We start from the raw sequence: 21,070 nt of genomic DNA, 5'->3' as shown, positions 1-21,070 counted from the left end.
GCGCAATTGTACGGATGCCCCCTGGGGGTGTCAACTTTTAACCAATCCAAAAGAAAAGGGCCCCGAAGGGCCCTTTTCCATACCGCAGATCGTTGATTACTCGACGATCTTGGCAACCACGCCAGCACCAACGGTACGGCCGCCTTCGCGAATCGCGAAACGCAGGCCATCTTCCATGGCGATCGGCTTGATCAGGGTGACAACCATTTTGATGTTGTCGCCCGGCATTACCATCTCAACGCCTTCCGGCAGTTCGCACGAACCGGTCACGTCAGTGGTACGGAAGTAGAACTGAGGACGGTAGCCCTTGAAGAACGGGGTGTGACGACCACCTTCTTCCTTGGACAGAACGTACACTTCAGCTTCGAACTTGGTGTGCGGCTTGATGGTGCCCGGCTTGGCCAGAACCTGACCACGCTCGACTTCATCACGCTTGGTGCCGCGCAGCAGCACGCCGCAGTTCTCACCAGCACGACCTTCGTCCAGCAGCTTGCGGAACATCTCAACGCCGGTGCAGGTGGTCTTGGTGGTCGGACGCAGACCAACGATTTCGATTTCTTCCTGGATACGGACGATACCGCGCTCTACACGACCGGTAACCACAGTACCGCGGCCGGAGATCGAGAATACGTCTTCGATCGGCATCAGGAACGGACGGTCGATGGCACGAACCGGCTCAGGGATGTAGGTATCCAGAGTTTCCACCAGGGTTTTCACCGCAGTGGTACCCATGCCGTTGTCGTCCTGGCCGTTCAGAGCCATCAGCGCGGAGCCGATGATGATCGGAGTGTCGTCACCCGGGAAATCGTAGGTGCTCAGCAGGTCGCGAACCTCCATCTCGACCAGCTCCAGCAGCTCAGCGTCGTCAACCATGTCAGCCTTGTTCAGGAAGACAACGATGTACGGTACGCCAACCTGACGGGACAGCAGGATGTGCTCACGAGTTTGCGGCATCGGGCCGTCGGCAGCCGAGCAGACCAGGATCGCGCCGTCCATCTGGGCAGCACCGGTGATCATGTTCTTCACGTAGTCGGCGTGACCCGGGCAGTCAACGTGCGCGTAGTGACGTACGGACGAATCGTACTCCACGTGTGCAGTGTTGATGGTGATACCACGAGCCTTCTCTTCCGGAGCGCTATCGATCTTGTCGAAGTCAACCTTGGCCGAACCGAAAACTTCGGAGCAGACGCGGGTCAGAGCAGCGGTCAGCGTGGTTTTACCGTGGTCAACGTGACCGATGGTGCCGACGTTGACGTGCGGTTTGTTACGTTCGAATTTTTCCTTAGCCACGACAGTAAACCTCTTACTTAAAGGGCGGGATTAGCCTTGTTTTTTAACCAGCGCTTCGACGATGTTCGCCGGAGCCTCTGCGTACTTGGAGAATTCCATGGAGTAGCTAGCGCGACCCTGGGACATGGAACGGACGTCGGTAGCGTAACCAAACATCTCGCCCAGCGGAACTTCGGCACGGATAACCTTACCGGACACCGAATCTTCCATACCCTGGATCAGACCACGACGACGGTTCAGGTCACCCATCACGTCACCCATGTAGTCCTCAGGAGTTACCACTTCTACCTTCATGATCGGCTCAAGCACCTTACCGCCACCCTTCTGGGCCAGCTGCTTGGTCGCCATGGAGGCAGCGATCTTGAACGCCATCTCGTTGGAGTCGACGTCGTGGTAGGAACCATCGAACACGGTAGCCTTCAGGCCGATCAGCGGATAGCCGGCAACGACGCCGTTCTTCATCTGCTCTTCGATACCCTTCTGGATCGCCGGGATGTATTCCTTCGGAACCACACCACCTACGACTTCGTTGGTGAATACCAGACCTTCGGTGATGTTGCCCTTGTCGTCCACGTCTGGAGTCGAGAAACGAATCCAGCAGTGACCGAACTGACCGCGGCCACCGGACTGACGAACGAACTTACCTTCGATCTCGACAGCGTCCTTGGTGATGGTTTCACGGTAGGAAACCTGCGGCTTGCCGATGTTGGCCTCGACGTTGAATTCGCGCTTCATGCGGTCAACGAGGATGTCCAGGTGCAGCTCACCCATACCGGAGATGATGGTCTGACCGGTTTCTTCGTCAGTCTTGACGCGGAACGACGGGTCTTCCTGAGCCAGCTTGCCCAGCGCGATACCCATCTTCTCCTGGTCAGCCTTGGTTTTCGGCTCTACAGCTACCGAAATGACCGGCTCCGGGAAGTCCATGCGCTCGAGGATGATCTGCTTGTCCGGATCGCACAGGGTTTCACCCGTGGTGACATCCTTCATGCCGATCAGAGCAGCGATGTCGCCAGCGCGTACTTCTTTGATCTCTTCACGCTGGTTGGCGTGCATCTGCACCATACGACCAACGCGCTCTTTCTTGCCTTTCACGGAGTTGATGACCGACTGGCCAGACTCCAGAACGCCCGAGTAGACGCGAACGAAGGTCAAGGTACCCACGAACGGGTCGGTAGCGATCTTGAACGCCAGAGCCGAGAACGGCTCGTTGTCGTCAGCATGACGCTCGTCGTAATCAGCCTCGGCGATTTCCTCTTTCGGCTTGTCAGCCAGATCCGGGTGAATACCCTTGATCGCAGGAATCTCGGTCGGAGCAGGCAGGAAGTCGATGACGGCATCGAGAACCAGGGGAACGCCCTTGTTCTTGAACGAAGAACCGCAGACAGCCGGCACGATCTCGCTCGCCAGAGTACGAGCGCGCAGACCAGCCTTGATCTCCTCGACGGACAGGTCACCTTCTTCAAGGTACTTGTTCATCAGCTCTTCGTTGGCTTCGGCAGCAGCCTCAACCATGTTCGAGCGCCACTCGTTGGCCAGCTCTACCAGCTCGGCAGGAATCTCTTCCTCACGATAGGTAGTACCCTTGTCGTCGTCGTTCCAGTAGATGGCCTTCATCTTGATCAGATCAACCTGACCTTCGAAGTTCTCTTCTGCACCGATGGCGATCTGAATCGGTACCGGAGTGTGACCCAGACGGTTCTTGATCTGACCAACGACGCGCAGGAAGTTGGCACCAGCACGGTCCATCTTGTTCACGTAGACGATACGCGGAACGCCGTACTTGTTGGCCTGACGCCATACGGTTTCGGACTGCGGCTCAACGCCCGAAGTACCGCAGAACACAACGACAGCACCGTCGAGTACGCGCAGCGAGCGCTCTACTTCAATGGTGAAGTCAACGTGACCGGGGGTATCGATGACGTTTACGCGGTAGTTGTCGTACTGACCAACCGAACCCTTCCAGAAGGTGGTGATAGCAGCAGAAGTAATGGTAATACCACGCTCCTGCTCCTGAACCATCCAGTCGGTGGTCGCGGCGCCATCATGCACCTCGCCCATCTTGTGGCTCAGACCTGTGTAGAACAGGATCCGCTCGGTAGTGGTGGTCTTGCCCGCGTCAACGTGGGCACAGATACCAATATTACGGTAGCGGTTAATTGCTGTATTACGAGCCATAAAGCCCTCGCAAGGTTAGTAGAGCCGGAATTAGAAGCGGTAGTGCGAGAAAGCCTTGTTGGCCTCAGCCATACGGTGCACGTCTTCACGCTTCTTGACAGCAGCGCCTTTGCCTTCAGCAGCATCCAGCAGCTCACCAGCCAAACGCAGAGCCATGGACTTCTCGCCGCGCTTGCGGGCGTAGTCTACGAGCCAGCGCATTGCCAGAGCGTTACGACGCGACGGACGAACTTCGACCGGAACCTGGTAGGTAGCACCGCCTACACGGCGGGACTTGACTTCGACCAGCGGAGCGATGGCGTCGAGAGCTTTCTCGAAGATCTCCAGGGGATCGCTGTTCTTGCGTGCTTTGACTGTGTCCAGAGCACCGTAAACGATGCGCTCGGCCACGGCCTTCTTGCCGCTTTCCATCACGTGGTTCATGAACTTGGCGAGAATCTGCGATCCGTACTTCGGATCGTCGAGAATCTCACGTTTTGCTGCTACACGACGTCTTGGCATGATAAGCCCTCAAACGGTCTTCAGGTTAGCCCGGGACTTTCGGCAAAAGCCGCGCCCGACCTTACTCTTATCGACTCAACTAAATATAAAGATTCAAGCGGCCTTATTTCGGACGCTTGGTACCGTACTTGGAACGACCCTGCTTACGGTCTTTGACGCCGGAGGTATCCAGCGAACCACGCACGGTGTGGTAGCGCACACCCGGAAGGTCTTTTACACGACCGCCACGGATCAGCACGACGCTGTGCTCTTGCAGGTTGTGGCCTTCACCACCGATGTACGAGGAAACCTCGAAACCGTTGGTCAGACGCACGCGGCATACTTTACGCAGTGCCGAGTTAGGTTTTTTCGGCGTGGTGGTGTACACGCGAGTGCACACGCCACGACGCTGCGGGCAGTTCTGCAGCGCAGGCACGTCGGATTTCTCGACGATACGCTTACGCGGCTGACGTACCAGCTGGTTGATAGTTGCCATCTACTAGCTCCACTGTTGTCTTTCGACGCTCACAAATAAAGATGGCAGAGCACAGCGCCCTGCCAAATTTAGGGGTGCATGAGTCTAAAGAGACTCACACCCCCAGTCAAGGCAAAGCCCCGCTAGCGAACCAGCGGGGCTTTGACTCAATTTCCGCTGGAGTTCAGCGCTTCGGTCAGTGCGGCTTCCACTTCACTGGCGCTGACACGTACCGGCTTGTCGGCATCACGCTTGCGCTTGCGCTCGCTGTGATAGGCCAGACCGGTACCGGCCGGGATCAGACGACCCACGACCACGTTCTCTTTCAGACCACGCAGGTAGTCGCGCTTGCCAGTAACCGCCGCCTCGGTGAGGACGCGAGTGGTTTCCTGGAAGGACGCTGCCGAGATGAACGACTCGGTGGACAGCGACGCCTTGGTGATACCCAGCAGTACGCGGGTGTACTTGGCGACGAACTTGTCCTCTTCGGCCAGACGCTCGTTCTCGCCCAGAACCTGGGTGAGCTCCATCTGATCGCCCTTGATGAAGGACGAATCGCCGGACTCGCTGACTTCAACCTTACGCAGCATCTGACGCAGGATGGTCTCGATGTGCTTGTCGTTGATCTTCACGCCCTGCAGACGGTAAACGTCCTGGATCTCGTTGACGATGTACTTGGCCAGCGCGCTCACACCCAGCAGGCGCAGGATGTCGTGCGGGTCGCTCGGACCGTCGGAGATGACTTCGCCGCGATTCACTTGTTCGCCTTCGAAGACGTTCAGGTGACGCCACTTCGGAATCAGCTCCTCGTACGGATCGCTGCCATCGGTCGGAGTGATGACCAGACGGCGCTTGCCCTTGGTCTCTTTACCGAACGAGATGGTGCCGCTGATTTCCGCCAGGATCGAAGCTTCCTTCGGACGACGCGCTTCGAACAGGTCGGCAACGCGCGGCAGACCACCGGTGATGTCGCGGGTCTTCGAGGTCTCTTGCGGGATACGGGCGATAACGTCACCGACCGCGATCTGCGCACCGTCAGCCACACCGACCAGGGCGTTGGCTGGCAGGAAGTACTGAGCGGGAACGTCGGTACCCGGCAGCAGCAGCTCCTTGCCGTTGGCATCGACCATCTTGATGGCCGGACGAATGTCCTTGCCAGCAGCCGGACGATCCTTCGGATCGAGAACCTCGATGTTGGTCAGACCGGTCAGTTCGTCGGTCTGACGCTTGATGGTGATGCCCTCCTCCATGCCGACGAAGGTCACGGTACCCTTCATTTCGGTCACGATCGGGTGGGTGTGCGGGTCCCACTTGGCGACGATGGCGCCAGCGTCGACCTTGTCGCCTTCCTTGACAGAAATCACGGCACCGTACGGCAGCTTGTAGCGCTCGCGCTCGCGACCGAACTCGTCAGCCACGGCCAGCTCGCCGGAGCGGGAAACCGCTACCAGGTTGCCGTCCACGCGCTCGACGTGCTTGAGGTTGTGCAGGCGGATCGCACCACCGTTCTTCACCTGGACGCTGTCGGCAGCCGAAGTACGGCTTGCAGCACCACCGATGTGGAAGGTACGCATGGTCAGCTGGGTACCCGGCTCACCGATGGACTGGGCAGCGATAACGCCGACCGCCTCACCGATGTTGACCTGATGACCACGGGCCAGATCGCGACCGTAGCACTTGGCGCAGATGCCGAAGCGGGTTTCGCAGGTGATCGGCGAACGCACGACCACTTCGTCGACGCTGTTCAGCTCGATGAACTCGACCCACTGCTCGTCGATCAGGGTACCGGCCGGGACGATGACGTCCTCGGTGCCTGGCTTGAACACGTCCTTGGCGATCACTCGACCCAGTACGCGCTCACCCAGCGGCTCGACGACGTCACCGCCTTCGATGTGCGGCGTCATCAGCAGACCGTGCTCGGTGCCACAATCGATCTCGGTCACCACCAGATCCTGCGCCACGTCGACCAGACGACGAGTCAGGTAACCGGAGTTCGCGGTCTTCAGTGCGGTATCCGCCAGACCTTTACGAGCACCGTGGGTGGAGATGAAGTATTGCAGAACCGACAGACCTTCGCGGAAGTTCGCGGTGATCGGCGTTTCGATGATGGAGCCGTCCGGCTTGGCCATCAGGCCACGCATACCAGCCAGCTGACGGATCTGGGCGGCGCTACCACGCGCACCGGAGTCCGCCATCATGTACATGGAGTTGAAAGACTCCTGCTCGACGGTCTTGCCTTCGCGATCGACAACCGGCTCTTTCGAGAGGTTGGACATCATCGCCTTGGACACTTCATCGTTGGCCTTCGACCAGAGGTCGATCACCTTGTTGTACTTCTCGCCCTGGGTAACCAGGCCGGAGGCGTACTGCGATTCGATTTCCTTCACTTCCTCGGTGGCGGCGTCGATGATGCGCGCCTTCTCGTCCGGGATGACGAAGTCGTTCACGCCAATCGACACACCGGAGATGGTCGAGTAAGCGAAACCGGTGTACATCAGCTGGTCGGCGAAGATGACGGTGTCCTTCAGACCAACGGTGCGGTAGCACTGGTTGATCAGCTTGGAGATCGCCTTCTTCTTCATCGACTGGTTGACCACGTCGTAAGACAGGCCGGCCGGTACGATCTGGAACAGCAGCGCGCGGCCGACAGTGGTGTCGACGATGCGGGTGTTCTTGGTGATGCTGCCGTCGCGGTCTTTGATGACCTCGTTGATACGCACTTTCACACGGGCGTGCAGGGAGGCTTCGCCGGCGCGGAATACGCGGTCGACTTCCTGCAGGTCGGCGAATACACGACCTTCGCCTTTGGCGTTCACGGCTTCACGGGTCATGTAGTACAGACCCAGTACAACGTCCTGCGACGGCACGATGATTGGCTCACCGTTGGCAGGCGACAGGATGTTGTTGGTCGACATCATCAGCGCACGCGCTTCGAGCTGGGCTTCCAGCGTCAGCGGCACGTGAACGGCCATCTGGTCACCGTCGAAGTCGGCGTTGTACGCGGCACAGACCAGCGGGTGCAGCTGGATAGCCTTACCTTCGATCAGTACCGGCTCGAACGCCTGGATGCCCAGACGGTGCAGGGTCGGCGCACGGTTGAGCAGTACGGGGTGTTCACGAATCACTTCAGCGAGAACGTCCCACACTTCCGGCAGCTCGCGCTCGACCATCTTCTTGGCAGCCTTGATGGTGGTCGCCAGACCACGCATTTCCAGCTTGCCGAAAATGAACGGCTTGAACAGCTCGAGGGCCATCTTCTTCGGCAGACCGCACTGGTGCAGACGCAGGGTCGGGCCGACGGTAATAACCGAACGACCGGAGTAGTCCACGCGCTTACCGAGCAGGTTCTGACGGAAGCGACCTTGCTTACCCTTGATCATGTCGGCCAGCGACTTCAGCGGACGCTTGTTCGAGCCAGTGATGGCGCGACCGCGACGGCCGTTGTCGAGCAGAGCGTCGACGGCTTCCTGCAGCATGCGCTTTTCGTTGCGCACGATGATGTCCGGCGCCGACAGGTCGAGCAGGCGCTTGAGACGGTTGTTACGGTTGATCACGCGGCGATACAGATCGTTCAGATCGGAAGTCGCGAAGCGGCCGCCGTCCAGCGGTACCAGCGGACGCAGATCCGGCGGCAGAACCGGCAGAACGGTCAGCACCATCCACTCAGGCAGGTTGCCGGAGTCCTTGAAGGCTTCCATCAGCTTCAGGCGCTTGGACAGCTTCTTGATCTTGGTCTCGGAGTTGGTCTGCGGAATCTCTTCACGCAGGCGGCCGATCTCGTGATCCAGGTCGATAGCGTGCAGCAGCTCGCGCACGGCTTCGGCGCCCATACGCGCGTCGAAGTCGTCACCGAACTCTTCGAGGGCTTCGAAGTACTGCTCGTCGTTCAGCAGCTGGCCCTTCTCGAGGGTGGTCATGCCCGGATCGATCACGACGTAGCTCTCGAAATAGAGCACGCGCTCGATATCGCGCAGGGTCATGTCCATCAGCAGGCCGATACGGGACGGCAGCGATTTCAGGAACCAGATGTGGGCGACCGGCGAGGCCAGTTCGATGTGCGCCATGCGCTCACGACGAACCTTGGCCAGGGCCACTTCAACGCCGCACTTCTCGCAGATCACACCGCGGTGCTTGAGGCGCTTGTACTTGCCGCACAGGCACTCGTAGTCCTTGACCGGGCCAAAGATCTTGGCGCAGAACAGGCCATCGCGCTCTGGTTTGAAGGTACGGTAGTTGATGGTTTCCGGCTTTTTAACTTCACCGAACGACCACGAACGGATCATCTCAGGCGAGGCCAATCCGATACGGATGGCGTCGAACTCTTCGATCTGACCCTGGTTTTTCAGCAAATTCAGTAGGTCTTTCAAGGCCTTTCCTCCTGGCGGAGCGGGCAGCGAGCTGGATTAGCCCCGCTGCCGATTCACGTCGTGTTATTCGGTTTCCAGATCGATATCGATACCGAGCGAACGGATCTCTTTGATCAGTACGTTGAAGGACTCGGGCATGCCCGGCTCCATACGGTGATCGCCATCCACGATGTTCTTGTACATCTTGGTACGGCCGTTCACGTCGTCCGACTTCACGGTCAGCATTTCCTGCAGGGTGTAGGCGGCGCCATAGGCTTCCAGTGCCCAGACCTCCATCTCCCCGAAACGCTGACCACCGAACTGCGCCTTACCACCCAGCGGCTGCTGGGTAACCAGGCTGTAGGAACCAGTGGAACGGGCGTGCATCTTGTCGTCCACCAGGTGGTTCAGTTTGAGCATGTACATGTAGCCGACGGTGGTCGGACGCTCGAACTGGTTACCGGTACGACCATCGAACAGGCGCATCTGGCCGCTCTCCGGCAGATCAGCCAGCTTCAGCATGGCCTTGATCTCGGTTTCCTTGGCGCCGTCGAACACGGCAGTCGCCATCGGTACACCGCCTTTGAGGTTCTTCGCCAACTCGAGAATCTCGGTATCGGAGAACTCGTCGAGGTTTTCCTGACGGCCACCGATCTCGTTGTAGATCTCAGCGAGGAACTTGCGCAGTTCGGCGATCTTGCGCTGCTCTTCGAGCATGCGGTTGATCTTCTCACCCAGGCCCTTGGCCGCGAGGCCCAGGTGGGTTTCGAGAATCTGACCGACGTTCATACGCGACGGAACGCCCAGCGGGTTCAGTACGATGTCGACCGGAGTACCGTTGGCGTCGTGCGGCATGTCTTCAACCGGCATGATCACCGAGACAACACCCTTGTTACCGTGACGACCGGCCATCTTGTCACCCGGCTGGATGCGACGGCGGATGGCCAGGTAGACCTTGACGATCTTCAGTACGCCCGGAGCCAGGTCATCGCCCTGCTGCAGCTTGCGCTTCTTGTCTTCGAACTTGTCGTCGAGCATCTGACGGCGGTCGGAGATGTAGGCCTGAGCCTTCTCCAGCTGCTCGTTCAGGGCGTCGTCGGCCATGCGCAGTTTGAACCACTGGCCACGCTCGAGACCGTCGAGGAACTCGTCGGTGATCGCGGTGCCTTTCTTCAGACCAGCGCCGCCTTCGGCGATAGCGCCAACCAGAGCGGAACGCAGACGCTCGAAGGTCGCGCCTTCGACGATGCGGAACTCTTCGTTCAGGTCCTTGCGGATCTCGTCCAGCTGCATCTTCTCGATGGACAGGGCGCGCGAATCGCGCTCCACGCCGTCACGGGTGAAGACCTGAACGTCGATGACGGTACCCTTGGTGCCAGTCGGCACACGCAGGGAGGTGTCCTTAACGTCAGACGCCTTCTCACCGAAGATCGCACGCAGCAGCTTCTCTTCCGGCGTCAGCTGAGTCTCGCCTTTCGGGGTGACCTTACCGACCAGGATGTCACCTGGGCCGACTTCGGCGCCGACGTAGACGATACCGGCTTCGTCCAGCTTGTTCAGAGCTGCTTCACCCACGTTCGGGATGTCAGAGGAGATTTCCTCTGGGCCGAGCTTGGTGTCACGCGCCACACAGGTCAGTTCCTGAATGTGGATGGTGGTGAAGCGGTCTTCCTGGACCACGCGCTCGGACAGGCAGATGGAGTCTTCGAAGTTGAAGCCGTTCCACGGCATGAACGCAACACGCATGTTCTGACCCAGCGCCAGTTCACCCATGTCGGTGGACGGGCCGTCAGCCATGATGTCGCTACGCGCAACCTTGTCACCTTTGCTCACCAGCGGACGCTGGTTGATGCAGGTGTTCTGGTTGGAGCGGGTGTATTTGGTCAGGTTGTAGATGTCGACACCGGCTTCGCCAGTTTCGACTTCGTCGTCGTTGACGCGAACCACGATACGGCTGGCGTCGACGGAGTCGATCACACCACCACGACGGGCCACGACGCAGACGCCGGAGTCACGGGCGACGTTGCGCTCCATGCCGGTACCTACCAGCGGCTTGTCGGCACGCAGGGTCGGTACAGCCTGACGCTGCATGTTCGAACCCATGAGTGCGCGGTTGGCGTCGTCGTGCTCGAGGAACGGAATCAGCGAGGCAGCGACGGAAACGACCTGCTTCGGCGACACGTCCATCAGGGTCACGTCTTCCGGCGCCTTGACGGTGAATTCGTTGAGGTGACGTACGGCTACCAGTTCGTCGATCAGCTGACCCTTGTCGTTCAGGGTCGCAGACGCCTGGGCGATAACGTGGTCGGCCTCTTCGATGGCGGACAGGAATACGATCTCGTCGGTGACCTTGCCTTCCTTGACCACGCGGTACGGGCTCTCCAGGAAGCCGTACTGGTTGGTGCGGGCGTAGGCAGCCAGCGAGTTGATCAGACCGATGTTCGGACCTTCCGGCGTTTCGATCGGGCACACACGACCATAGTGAGTCGGGTGTACGTCGCGGACTTCGAAGCCTGCGCGCTCACGGGTCAGACCACCTGGGCCGAGCGCGGAAACGCGGCGCTTGTGGGTGATCTCGGACAGCGGGTTGTTCTGGTCCATGAACTGCGAGAGCTGGCTGGAACCGAAGAACTCCTTCACCGCCGCCGCAACCGGCTTGGCGTTGATCAGGTCTTGCGGCATCAGGCCTTCGCTTTCGGCCATCGACAGACGTTCCTTGACCGCGCGCTCTACACGCACCAGGCCAACGCGGAACTGGTTCTCGGCCATCTCGCCGACGCAACGTACGCGACGGTTACCCAGGTGGTCGATGTCGTCGACGATGCCCTTGCCGTTACGGATGTCGACCAGGGTCTTCAGTACAGCAACGATATCTTCCTTGCTCAGCACGCCCGAACCTTCGATCTCGGTACGACCGATACGACGGTTGAACTTCATGCGGCCAACGGCAGACAGGTCGTAACGCTCGGCGCTGAAGAACAGGTTGTTGAACAGGGTCTCGGCAGCATCCTTGGTTGGCGGCTCGCCGGGACGCATCATGCGGTAGATCTCGACCAGCGCTTCCAACTGATTGGTAGTGCTGTCGATCTTCAGCGTGTCGCTGATGAACGGACCACAATCGATGTCGTTGGTGTACAGGGTCTCGAAGCGAACCACTTGAGCCTTGGACATCTTGACCAGCAGGTCGGCGGTCAGCTCGGTGTTGCACTCGGCGATGATCTCGCCGGTAGCCGGGTGCACGATCGCCTTGGCAGTGGTACGGCCAATGACGTAGTCGAGCGGAACTTCCAGCTCCTTGATACCAGCCTTGTCCAGCTGGTTGATGTGGCGAGCCGTGATACGACGGCCCTGCTCCACGATCACCTTGCCACTGCCGTCCTTGATGTCGAGGACGGCGATTTCGCCGCGCAGACGCTGTGGAACCAGCTCCAGGTTCAGGCTCTCGCCCTTCACGTGGTAGACGTTGGTGTCATAGAAGGCATCCAGCACTTCTTCAGTGCTGTAACCCAGTGCGCGCAGCAGGACGGAAGCCGGCAGTTTGCGGCGACGGTCGATACGCACGAATACCGCGTCCTTCGGATCGAACTCGAAGTCCAGCCAGGAGCCGCGGTAAGGGATGATGCGAGCGGAGTACAGCAGCTTGCCCGAGCTGTGGGTCTTGCCACGGTCGTGGTCGAAGAACACACCCGGCGAACGGTGCAGCTGGGACACGATGACGCGCTCGGTACCGTTGATGACGAAGGTACCGTTCTCGGTCATGAGCGGAATCTCGCCCATGTACACTTCTTGCTCTTTGATGTCCTTGATCGCTTTGTTCGACGATTCCTTGTCGAAAATGATCAGGCGCACTTTCACGCGCAGCGGCACGGCGAAGGTCACGCCACGCAGGACGCACTCCTTGACGTCGAACGCCGGCTCGCCCAGGCGATAGCCGACGTACTCCAGAGCGGCATTGCCGGAGTAGCTGATGATCGGGAATACCGATTTGAAGGCCGCATGCAGGCCGATGTCGCGGAATTGTTCCTTGCTCACCCCTTGCTGCAGGAATTCGCGGTACGAATCCAGCTGGATAGCCAGGAGGTAAGGCACATCCATGACATCCGGCAACTTGCTAAAGTCCTTGCGGATACGTTTTTTCTCAGTGTATGAGTAAGCCATCAGCGTTCCCCAGCTTGGTCACCTGCTTGTTTGGCCAGCGCCGGCGGCGGTGACCAGAAAATCGTGCAAACCCTCGGTTTGCGACCGCCTCTCGGGCGGGATCTTTTCGGCTCCAGGTCGGCTGTTGAACAGCCAACCTAGAACGGAAAAAGGCCGGTGGCAAAAGCCACCAGCCATCAGCCTTTCGCTCAACGCTTGGGCTGGAGACGCAAAGTCGAAATTACTTGACTTCGACTTTAGCGCCAGCTTCTTCCAGCTTCTTCTTGGCGTCTTCAGCAGCTTCTTTCGAAACGCCTTCAGCGACGACCTGAGGAGCGGTGTCAACCTTCTCCTTGGCTTCTTTCAGGCCCAGACCGGTCAGCTCGCGAACTGCCTTGATCACGTTGACTTTCTTCTCGCCGGCTTCAACCAGAACAACGTTGAACTCGGTTTGCTCTTCAACAACAGCAGCCGGACCAGCCGGGCCTGCAGCGGCAGCAGCAGCAGCGGTAACGCCGAAGGTTTCTTCCATCGCCTTGATCAGCTCAACGATTTCCATAACGGATTTCTGGCCGATTGCTTCGATGATTTGCTCGTTAGTCAGAGACATGACTATCAATTCCTGTATTGGGGTGACGGCCTACGCGACCATCAAATTAAACGTTTGATTTCGAAAGAGCTCACGCCGCCTCAGGCAGCAGCAGCTTCTTTCTGGTCGCGAATGGCTGCCAGAGTGCGAGCGAGTTTGCTGGTGGCGCCTTGAATAACGCTCATCAGCTGGGCGATGCCCTCGTCGCGGGTCGGCAGACTTGCCAGTACGTCGATCTGGTTTGCTGCGAGGTACTTGCCCTCGAACGCAGCTGCCTTGATCTCGAACTTGTCCTGACCCTTGGCAAAATCCTTGAACAGACGAGCAGCAGCGCCCGGGTGTTCGTTGGAGAATGCGATCAGGGTCGGGCCTTTGAACACGTCGTTGAGCACGTCGAACTGAGTGCCTTCAACGGCGCGCTTGAGCAGGGTGTTACGCACGACTTTCACGTACACACCAGCTTCGCGGGCCTCTTTACGGAGTCCGGTCATTGCGCCGACAGTCACGCCACGGGCATCAGCCACGACAGCGGACAGACCGGCTTTGGCAGCCTCGTTGACTTCAGCGACGATGGCCTTCTTGTCTTCGAGTTTAATTGCCACGGGTTTACTCCTGGTTTTTACCGTATCGCCGAACCGGAGTTCGGCGGCGTTTTGGTGTCTGATTCGGTAACGAATCGGGAGCACCATCTGCGTAGGCCATCAGGCGAACCTGACATTTAAAACGCGAGTCACCTACGGTCTTGGATAGCCCCCGCCAGGCAGGGACCCCAATTTTTCAAAGCCGGCAGCTCACGGCTACCGGCCCAATCACTTACGCGTCGAGCGAAGCCTGATCGATGATCAGACCCGGACCCATGGTGGTGCTCAGGGTCACGCGCTTGACGTAGATGCCTTTCGAGGTCGACGGCTTCAGACGCTTCAGGTCGGACAGCAGGGCTTCCACGTTCTGCTTCAGCGCAGCGGCTTCGAAGCCGACCTTGCCAACGGAGGTGTGGATGATGCCGTTCTTGTCGGTACGGAAACGCACCTGACCAGCCTTGGCGTTCTTGACAGCGGTAGCGACGTCCGGAGTAACGGTGCCGACTTTCGGGTTCGGCATCAGACCGCGCGGGCCCAGTACCTGGCCCAGCTGGCCAACGACGCGCATGGCGTCCGGGGAAGCGATGACCACGTCGTAGTTCAGATCGCCTGCCTTCATTTCGGCAGCCAGATCGTCCATACCAACCTTGTCGGCACCGGCAGCCAGAGCAGCTTCAGCGCCCGGACCCTGGGTGAACACGGCAACGCGTACGGTCTTGCCAGTGCCGTTCGGCAGAACGGTGGCGCCACGTACGACCTGGTCGGATTTACGCGGATCTACGCCCAGGTTCACAGCGACGTCGAAGGACTCGGTGAACTTGACGGCAGACAGCTCGGCCAGCAGGCCGGCAGCTTCTTCGAAGGTGTAGGCCTTGCCGGCTTCAACCTTGGCCGCGATGGCCTTTTGGCGCTTGGTCAACTTAGCCATTACACACCCTCCACGTTCAGGCCCATGCTACGAGCGGAGCCGGCGATGGTGCGCACGGCCGCATCCAGGTCAGCGGCAGTCAGATCAGCCTGCTTGGTCTTGGCGATCTCTTCCAGCTGAGCACGGGTAACGGTGCCTACTTTAACGGTGTTCGGACGAGCGGAACCGCTGGACAGGCCTGCAGCCTTCTTCAGCAGTACCGATGCCGGGGTGCTCTTGGTTTCAAAGGTAAAGCTGCGGTCGCTGTAAACGGTGATGATCACAGGAGTCGGCAGACCAGGTTCCATGCCCTGAGTCTTGGCGTTGAACGCCTTGCAGAATTCCATGATGTTCACGCCGTGCTGACCCAGAGCGGGACCGACGGGTGGCGACGGGTTTGCCTGACCGGCTTTAACCTGCAGCTTGATATAAGCCTGAATCTTCTTAGCCATTAGCTACTCCAATTTCGGGTTCGAACGCCTGACGGCTCCCCGAGGTTACTTACGCATTTATCCCAGTGACGACAAAACCCCGCAGCCTAAGGCTGCGGGGTGAGGGATGCTTATGTCAGTTATGCCTTCTCGACCTGACTGAACTCCAGCTCGACCGGGGTGGAGCGACCGAAGATGGTCACAGCAACCTGGATGCGGCTCTTTTCGTAATTCACTTCTTCGACCACGCCGCCGAAATCGGCGAACGGGCCATCGACAACTCGCACCATCTCGCCCGGCTCGAACAGAGTCTTCGGCTTGGGCTTGTCACCGCTATCGGCGACACGACGCAGAATGGCTTCTGCTTCTTTCTCGGTGATCGGCGCCGGCTTGTCGGCCGTACCACCAATGAAACCCATGACGCGCGGCGTATCCTTGATCAAGTGCCAAGTCGCCTCGTTCATTTCCATCTGCACCAAAACATAGCCAGGGAAGAACTTGCGCTCACTCTTGCGCTTCTGACCATTGCGCATCTCGACCACCTCTTCGGTGGGAACGAGAATCTCGCCAAAGTCATCTTCCATACCAGCCAGTTTCACGCGCTCGATGAGCGAGCGCATCACATGCTTCTCGTAACCCGAGTAAGCATGCACGACGTACCAACGCTTAGCCACGAGACACCCTTAACCAACAATCAGGGAAACAAGCCAACCGAGCAGGGAATCGAGACCCCACAACAGCAGCGCCATCACCAGGACCACTGCAACCACGATCAAAGTGGTCTGCATGGTTTCCTGACGGGTCGGCCAAACGACTTTACGAATCTCGACGCGCGCCTCTTTCAGCAGTACCGCGAACGCCTGACCACGAGCAGTCTGAAATGCCACGAAAGCAGCACCAGCACCCAACGCAACCAAACCCAGAACACGATACAGAACCGGCTCAGCAGAGAAGTACTGATTACCCACAACACCCACAACAACCAGGGCAGCGACAACCAGCCACTTGACCAGATCAAAGCGAGAGTCTTTGGCTTCAGCCTTAACATTCATTCGAGAGGATCCTGTGAAAGACACGCCAGATTCGTTAGAAAATGGCAGGTCAGGAGGGAATCGAACCCCCAACCTGCGGTTTTGGAGACCGCCGCTCTGCCAATTGAGCTACTGACCTAAAACAAAATCAGGCCGACCATTATGCCGGCCTGAGAGGAACAGATCAACCGATTACTCGACGATCTTGGCAACCACGCCAGCACCAACGGTACGGCCGCCTTCGCGAATCGCGAAACGCAGGCCATCTTCCATGGCGATCGGCTTGATCAGGGTGACGACCATTTTGATGTTGTCGCCCGGCATTACCATCTCAACGCCTTCCGGCAGTTCGCACGAACCGGTCACGTCAGTAGTACGGAAGTAGAACTGAGGACGATAGCCCTTGAAGAACGGGGTGTGACGACCACCTTCTTCCTTGGACAGAACGTACACTTCAGCTTCGAACTTGGTGTGCGGCTTGATGGTGCCCGGCTTGGCCAGAACCTGACCACGCTCGACTTCATCACGCTTGGTGCCGCGCAGCAGCACGCCGCAGTTCTCACCAGCACGACCTTCGTCCAGCAGCTTGCGGAACATCTCAACGCCGGTGCAGGTGGTCTTGGTGGTCGGACGCAGACCAACGATTTCGATTTCTTCCTGGATACGGACGATACCGCGCTCTACACGACCGGTAACCACAGTACCGCGGCCGGAGATCGAGAATACGTCTTCGATCGGCATCAGGAACGGACGGTCGATGGCACGAACCGGCTCAGGGATGTAGGTATCCAGAGTTTCCACCAGGGTTTTCACCGCAGTGGTACCCATGCCGTTGTCGTCCTGGCCGTTCAGAGCCATCAGCGCGGAGCCGATGATGATCGGAGTGTCGTCACCCGGGAAATCGTAGGTGCTCAGCAGGTCGCGAACCTCCATCTCGACCAGCTCCAGCAGCTCAGCGTCGTCAACCATGTCAGCCTTGTTCAGGAAGACAACGATGTACGGTACGCCAACCTGACGGGACAGCAGGATGTGCTCACGAGTTTGCGGCATCGGGCCGTCGGCAGCCGAGCAGACCAGGATCGCGCCGTCCATCTGGGCAGCACCGGTGATCATGTTCTTCACGTAGTCGGCGTGACCCGGGCAGTCAACGTGCGCGTAGTGACGTACGGACGAATCGTACTCCACGTGTGCAGTGTTGATGGTGATACCACGAGCCTTCTCCTCCGGAGCGCTATCGATCTTGTCGAAGTCAACCTTGGCCGAACCGAAAACTTCGGAGCAGACGCGGGTCAGAGCAGCGGTCAGAGTGGTTTTACCGTGGTCAACGTGACCGATGGTGCCGACGTTGACGTGCGGTTTGTTACGTTCGAATTTCTCTTTAGCCATCTTGACCGTCTCCTAGCGAAGAATTGAGCAAGCCATGCCGCCATTAAAACAAAGGCAGATACTTTCATATCTGCCTTCATTAGATGGAGCTCATGAGCGGATTTGAACCGCTGACCTCACCCTTACCAAGGGTGTGCTCTACCAGCTGAGCTACATGAGCCAAACTCTGTTGCGCCAACCACAAACTGGAGCGGGTAGCGGGAATCGAACCCGCATCATCAGCTTGGAAGGCTGAGGTTCTACCACTGAACTATACCCGCGGAGCTTGCAGCTCACGCTGAATCTGGTGGAGGGGGAAGGATTCGAACCTTCGAAGTCGATGACGTCAGATTTACAGTCTGATCCCTTTGGCCGCTCGGGAACCCCTCCAAAGTGAGGCGGCATTTTCTAGATCTGCCACCCTGCTGTCAAGCTTTTTCTCATTAAAATCTTGAGGTTAGCTACTTTGACAACATCTTCGTCGGGAACCAACTTTGACCACCCTGCGAAGCGGGCGCCATTCTATGCAAACTACTGGAGCAATGCAACGCCTTCACAAGGCATTAATTGATGCTGCAAACCTTCGAAGTCACCTGCGAGCCGCCCAAGCAAAAATTCGTCAGCCAAACGCCGACTTTCTGGAGCCACACGCACCCAGAAACTGCGATGCGCACGCGAGAGCTCGCGAATCTGCGGCTCGTAACCCACGTCACGCAAACGCTGCATGACGCTATCGGCTGAGTCACTGCGAGGGAATATGCCGAGCGATATGCCATTCGCCAGATCGCCCTGAGTGATGATGTAGCTATCGATGCGCCGAGCCTGCAGTTCACGCAACTGCCTCAGCGAGGCCTGCCGGGAAGCCAGAGGCGGCAGATAAACCCAATACTCGACACCTGCCGCCGCATCGACACCGCGCACTTCAGCCTGTATGTCCAAGCTCAGTAGACGCTGCTCCACGACCCTAGCCCTCGCCTCCTCCTCGAAACTCCCGAGATAAAGGCAAACAGCCGCCTCTGGAGCAGCCGCATCAGCCGGCGCCGGCGAATCCGCACGCGAGCGTGGCGCATCGGCCTCACTCAATAACCGGATATCTTTACGCGCCGCCTGATAAGCACCTGCCGGAGCCACCTCTTTGGCACGCAAGGGGGCCTGCTGCTGATGCCAGACGTAATAGAAGGCGTTAAGCAGCAGGAGCAATAGCAGAATCCAGCGCATGCTCGCCTCAGCTCAAGGGACAGGCGATAGCCAGTCCGACAAATACCAGATCAGGAACAACCTGCGCTCCCGGGACCACATCTCGCACCAGGCCCGCATCGCCTCCAGTCAGAAAGACCTCGAAGCCCTCGGGAAAACGAGCCTGCGCCTGCAGCAACTGCTCGGCAACAAAACCGCGCAACATCAATACGCAACCGCGCTCGACAGCCTCGGCAGTGGAGCGCCCTGGCTCAAGTTCCTGCAGAGCAGCAAGCGCCACCTGACGGTCGTAGCGAATACGCCGAGTGTGCGTACTCAACTGATCACGCATCAACGGCAACCCAGGACAGATAAAACCACCCTGGTGCATACCATCGGCCGATATGAAGTCTGCGGTTACCGCCGTTCCAAGATCCACCACCAGGCAAGCGCGCTGTCCTAGATGATAGGCACCCAGCACAGCCAGCCAACGATCCAGACCAAGACGCCGGAAGTCTTCGTAACCGTTATGCACCACCCCGACCTGACTGGCAGATTGAGCACAGACCGCATCCACACCCAGGGACTCACGCAGGCGCGCAACCAACTGTTCAGTCTCGGCATCGCTACGCACACTGACCAGGCGACAGCGACTTACCCGCAACCCAGGCGCAGCAGCCAACGAGTCGAAGAGCGCGGCATCGGAGTCGACCACGCCAGCAAGAAGGCGCTGCGCTCCATCCACGGAGATCACCCGCCACTTGATAAAGCTATTACCGCAGTCGAGCTCAAGAATCATGTTGCAACCTCAGGCTCAACTCGCCCCCACTGAAGGAGCGATCGACGCCATCTACGCTCAGCCTGATAGCGCCTCGCTCATCAACCCCAAGCACGACACCCAGAGTCGCATTATTTCCTGCCATCAACGCCACAGGGCGTCCGCGCCATGCATGCAACGCTTCCCACTCCGCGCGCAAACCGGCAAACCCGCGCTGCCAATGAATGGAAAGGCAATCTCGAAGCTGCAGCAACAACTCGGCGGCCAACTCATTACGGTCGAGCATCCGCCCAAGGCACTGACGCACTGAGGTCCAGGGCTGGTCGATAACAGCGGGCGCATCGACCGCCATATTGACGTTGATACCAATTCCAATCACAACATGACAGACATCTGCCGGATCCCCGGCCAGCTCCAGGAGAATCCCGGATATCTTGCGACCATCGACCAAAACATCATTCGGCCATTTGAGGCGCGCGCCGTCGATGCCACAGGATTGCAGGGCCTTAGCGACAGCAAGCCCCACAGTCAGACTCAAGGCTTCCACCTGACTCATGCCACCGTCTACACGCAGAGCGATACTGCAATAAAGGTTCTCGGCAAAAGGACTGGCCCAAACGCGCCCCCGCCGACCACGCCCAGCAGTCTGGCGCTCAGCAAGCAGAACGAAAGGCGCACGCGCTCCAGCATCGAGGCGGCGGAATATCTCGGCATTCGAGGAGTCCACACTGGGCTCGACTGTGACTGGCCACTCCAAGTCATCAGCACCACGGGATATTTTCTCTGCATCGAGCAAGCTTATGGGCGAAGACAGCCGATAGCCTCGACCTGGAACCTTGAACACCTCGATCCCCAGTTCGGCCTCCAGGCCTTGCAGTTGCTTCCAGATGGCGCTGCGACTTATCCCAAGCTTCGCCCCCAGGGCTTCACCGGAATGGAATCGACCGTCCTGTAGAAGTTTCAACAATTCCAGCATGCCAGGCCCCGCTAAGAACAAGGCTGGCATGATAACGACGAGGCTTCAGCTTGCATAGAAAACGGGGAGCAGAAGAAAGCGCATAGAGGAAAGATAACTACCACAGAGCAAGATCCACCCGAGAGAGCCAGCAACCAAAACCAACAGCGACAAGACCACCTTCAAGGCGGCCTTTTATTGATTCCGATAAAGCGCCGCCAGCCCCGTAGGGTGCGCCGTGCGCACCGGCATGTCGGCGTCATTGGTGGTGCGCGTAGCGCACCCTACGCGAAGCGTTGTTTTCCGGCGCACAAAGAAGAAACCCCAGACCGCGTTGGCGATCTGGGGTTT

Annotated in this window: 16 protein-coding genes and 4 tRNA genes; all 20 read right to left on the bottom strand. The window is 58.7% G+C overall.

The window, feature by feature from the left end:
• Positions 1-96: 96 nt before the first annotated feature.
• On the bottom strand, positions 97-1,290 hold the full coding sequence (gene tuf / locus GV002_RS02810; RefSeq protein WP_084331690.1) for an elongation factor Tu: 1,194 nt from the start codon (positions 1,288-1,290) through the stop codon (positions 97-99).
• Between the two features lie 30 nt (positions 1,291-1,320).
• Entirely contained in the window at positions 1,321-3,468 is a 2,148-nt protein-coding gene (gene fusA, locus GV002_RS02805; RefSeq protein ID WP_160016973.1) for an elongation factor G, read from the bottom strand.
• A gap of 30 nt (positions 3,469-3,498) precedes the next feature.
• Positions 3,499-3,969 (bottom strand): 30S ribosomal protein S7, encoded by a 471-nt coding sequence (gene rpsG, locus GV002_RS02800; RefSeq protein WP_003246741.1) that lies wholly within the window; start codon positions 3,967-3,969, stop codon positions 3,499-3,501.
• A 103-nt stretch (positions 3,970-4,072) separates the two neighbouring features.
• Positions 4,073-4,444, bottom strand: a complete 372-nt coding sequence (gene rpsL, locus GV002_RS02795) for a 30S ribosomal protein S12 (RefSeq protein WP_003463319.1) — start codon at positions 4,442-4,444, stop codon at positions 4,073-4,075.
• A 146-nt stretch (positions 4,445-4,590) separates the two neighbouring features.
• Positions 4,591-8,790 (bottom strand): DNA-directed RNA polymerase subunit beta', encoded by a 4,200-nt coding sequence (gene rpoC, locus GV002_RS02790; protein ID WP_160016972.1) that lies wholly within the window; start codon positions 8,788-8,790, stop codon positions 4,591-4,593.
• Between the two features lie 63 nt (positions 8,791-8,853).
• On the bottom strand, positions 8,854-12,927 hold the full coding sequence (rpoB, locus tag GV002_RS02785) for a DNA-directed RNA polymerase subunit beta (RefSeq protein WP_160016971.1): 4,074 nt from the start codon (positions 12,925-12,927) through the stop codon (positions 8,854-8,856).
• A gap of 220 nt (positions 12,928-13,147) precedes the next feature.
• Complete coding sequence (gene rplL, locus GV002_RS02780; protein WP_037001817.1) at positions 13,148-13,516, bottom strand: 50S ribosomal protein L7/L12; 369 nt, start codon at positions 13,514-13,516, stop codon at positions 13,148-13,150.
• Between the two features lie 80 nt (positions 13,517-13,596).
• Complete coding sequence (gene rplJ, locus GV002_RS02775) at positions 13,597-14,097, bottom strand: 50S ribosomal protein L10 (protein ID WP_037001815.1); 501 nt, start codon at positions 14,095-14,097, stop codon at positions 13,597-13,599.
• Positions 14,098-14,308: 211 nt separating this feature from the next.
• The gene (rplA, locus tag GV002_RS02770; RefSeq protein ID WP_017675626.1) at positions 14,309-15,004 is read right to left on the bottom strand and encodes a 50S ribosomal protein L1; all 696 of its coding nucleotides are present in this window, start codon (positions 15,002-15,004) and stop codon (positions 14,309-14,311) included.
• Positions 15,004-15,435: a 50S ribosomal protein L11 gene (rplK, locus tag GV002_RS02765; protein WP_021488823.1), complete on the bottom strand. Its 432-nt coding sequence runs from the start codon at positions 15,433-15,435 to the stop codon at positions 15,004-15,006. Before rplK ends, rplA begins: the two co-directional genes overlap by 1 nt.
• Positions 15,436-15,554: 119 nt before the next feature.
• Entirely contained in the window at positions 15,555-16,088 is a 534-nt protein-coding gene (gene nusG / locus GV002_RS02760) for a transcription termination/antitermination protein NusG (protein WP_004373446.1), read from the bottom strand.
• 9 nt (positions 16,089-16,097) lie between these two features.
• Complete coding sequence (secE, locus tag GV002_RS02755; RefSeq protein ID WP_160016970.1) at positions 16,098-16,466, bottom strand: preprotein translocase subunit SecE; 369 nt, start codon at positions 16,464-16,466, stop codon at positions 16,098-16,100.
• A gap of 42 nt (positions 16,467-16,508) precedes the next feature.
• Positions 16,509-16,584 (bottom strand) — tRNA-Trp (locus GV002_RS02750).
• A 53-nt stretch (positions 16,585-16,637) separates the two neighbouring features.
• Complete coding sequence (tuf, locus tag GV002_RS02745; RefSeq protein WP_084331690.1) at positions 16,638-17,831, bottom strand: elongation factor Tu; 1,194 nt, start codon at positions 17,829-17,831, stop codon at positions 16,638-16,640.
• A gap of 84 nt (positions 17,832-17,915) precedes the next feature.
• Positions 17,916-17,991 (bottom strand) — tRNA-Thr (locus GV002_RS02740).
• Between the two features lie 26 nt (positions 17,992-18,017).
• A tRNA-Gly gene (locus GV002_RS02735) sits at positions 18,018-18,091 on the bottom strand.
• A 24-nt stretch (positions 18,092-18,115) separates the two neighbouring features.
• Positions 18,116-18,200, bottom strand: a tRNA-Tyr gene (locus GV002_RS02730).
• Between the two features lie 141 nt (positions 18,201-18,341).
• Positions 18,342-19,028 carry an SPOR domain-containing protein gene (locus GV002_RS02725; protein ID WP_160016969.1) on the bottom strand — a complete coding sequence of 229 codons (687 nt, stop codon included), beginning with the start codon at positions 19,026-19,028 and terminating at the stop codon, positions 18,342-18,344.
• Between the two features lie 7 nt (positions 19,029-19,035).
• On the bottom strand, positions 19,036-19,785 hold the full coding sequence (locus tag GV002_RS02720; RefSeq protein ID WP_160016968.1) for a pantothenate kinase: 750 nt from the start codon (positions 19,783-19,785) through the stop codon (positions 19,036-19,038).
• A complete protein-coding gene (gene birA / locus GV002_RS02715; RefSeq protein WP_160016967.1) occupies positions 19,775-20,740 on the bottom strand; it encodes a bifunctional biotin--[acetyl-CoA-carboxylase] ligase/biotin operon repressor BirA in 966 nt (321 codons plus the stop codon). Before birA ends, GV002_RS02720 begins: the two co-directional genes overlap by 11 nt.
• Positions 20,741-21,070 lie beyond the last annotated feature (330 nt).

The sequence above is a fragment of the Pseudomonas sp. 8O genome (genome assembly GCF_902506495.1).
GTDB classification, from domain to species: domain Bacteria; phylum Pseudomonadota; class Gammaproteobacteria; order Pseudomonadales; family Pseudomonadaceae; genus Aquipseudomonas; species Aquipseudomonas chaetocerotis.
The sequence above is the reverse complement of the archived record's forward strand: the minus strand, read 5'-3'. Positions and strand labels throughout refer to the sequence as shown.

What these genes read in the sequence shown, in the direction of transcription:
- fusA (WP_160016973.1), bottom strand. Translation starts at nt 3,468, where the DNA reads ATGGCTCGTAATACAGCAATTAACCGCTACCGTAATATTGGTATCTGT.
- rpsG (WP_003246741.1), bottom strand. Translation starts at nt 3,969, where the DNA reads ATGCCAAGACGTCGTGTAGCAGCAAAACGTGAGATTCTCGACGATCCG.
- rpsL (WP_003463319.1), bottom strand. Translation starts at nt 4,444, where the DNA reads ATGGCAACTATCAACCAGCTGGTACGTCAGCCGCGTAAGCGTATCGTC.
- rpoB (WP_160016971.1), bottom strand. Translation starts at nt 12,927, where the DNA reads ATGGCTTACTCATACACTGAGAAAAAACGTATCCGCAAGGACTTTAGC.
- rplL (WP_037001817.1), bottom strand. Translation starts at nt 13,516, where the DNA reads ATGTCTCTGACTAACGAGCAAATCATCGAAGCAATCGGCCAGAAATCC.
- rplA (WP_017675626.1), bottom strand. Translation starts at nt 15,004, where the DNA reads ATGGCTAAGTTGACCAAGCGCCAAAAGGCCATCGCGGCCAAGGTTGAA.
- rplK (WP_021488823.1), bottom strand. Translation starts at nt 15,435, where the DNA reads ATGGCTAAGAAGATTCAGGCTTATATCAAGCTGCAGGTTAAAGCCGGT.
- secE (WP_160016970.1), bottom strand. Translation starts at nt 16,466, where the DNA reads ATGAATGTTAAGGCTGAAGCCAAAGACTCTCGCTTTGATCTGGTCAAG.
- tuf (WP_084331690.1), bottom strand. Translation starts at nt 17,831, where the DNA reads ATGGCTAAAGAGAAATTCGAACGTAACAAACCGCACGTCAACGTCGGC.
- GV002_RS02725 (WP_160016969.1), bottom strand. Translation starts at nt 19,028, where the DNA reads ATGCGCTGGATTCTGCTATTGCTCCTGCTGCTTAACGCCTTCTATTAC.
- GV002_RS02720 (WP_160016968.1), bottom strand. Translation starts at nt 19,785, where the DNA reads ATGATTCTTGAGCTCGACTGCGGTAATAGCTTTATCAAGTGGCGGGTG.
- birA (WP_160016967.1), bottom strand. Translation starts at nt 20,740, where the DNA reads ATGCTGGAATTGTTGAAACTTCTACAGGACGGTCGATTCCATTCCGGT.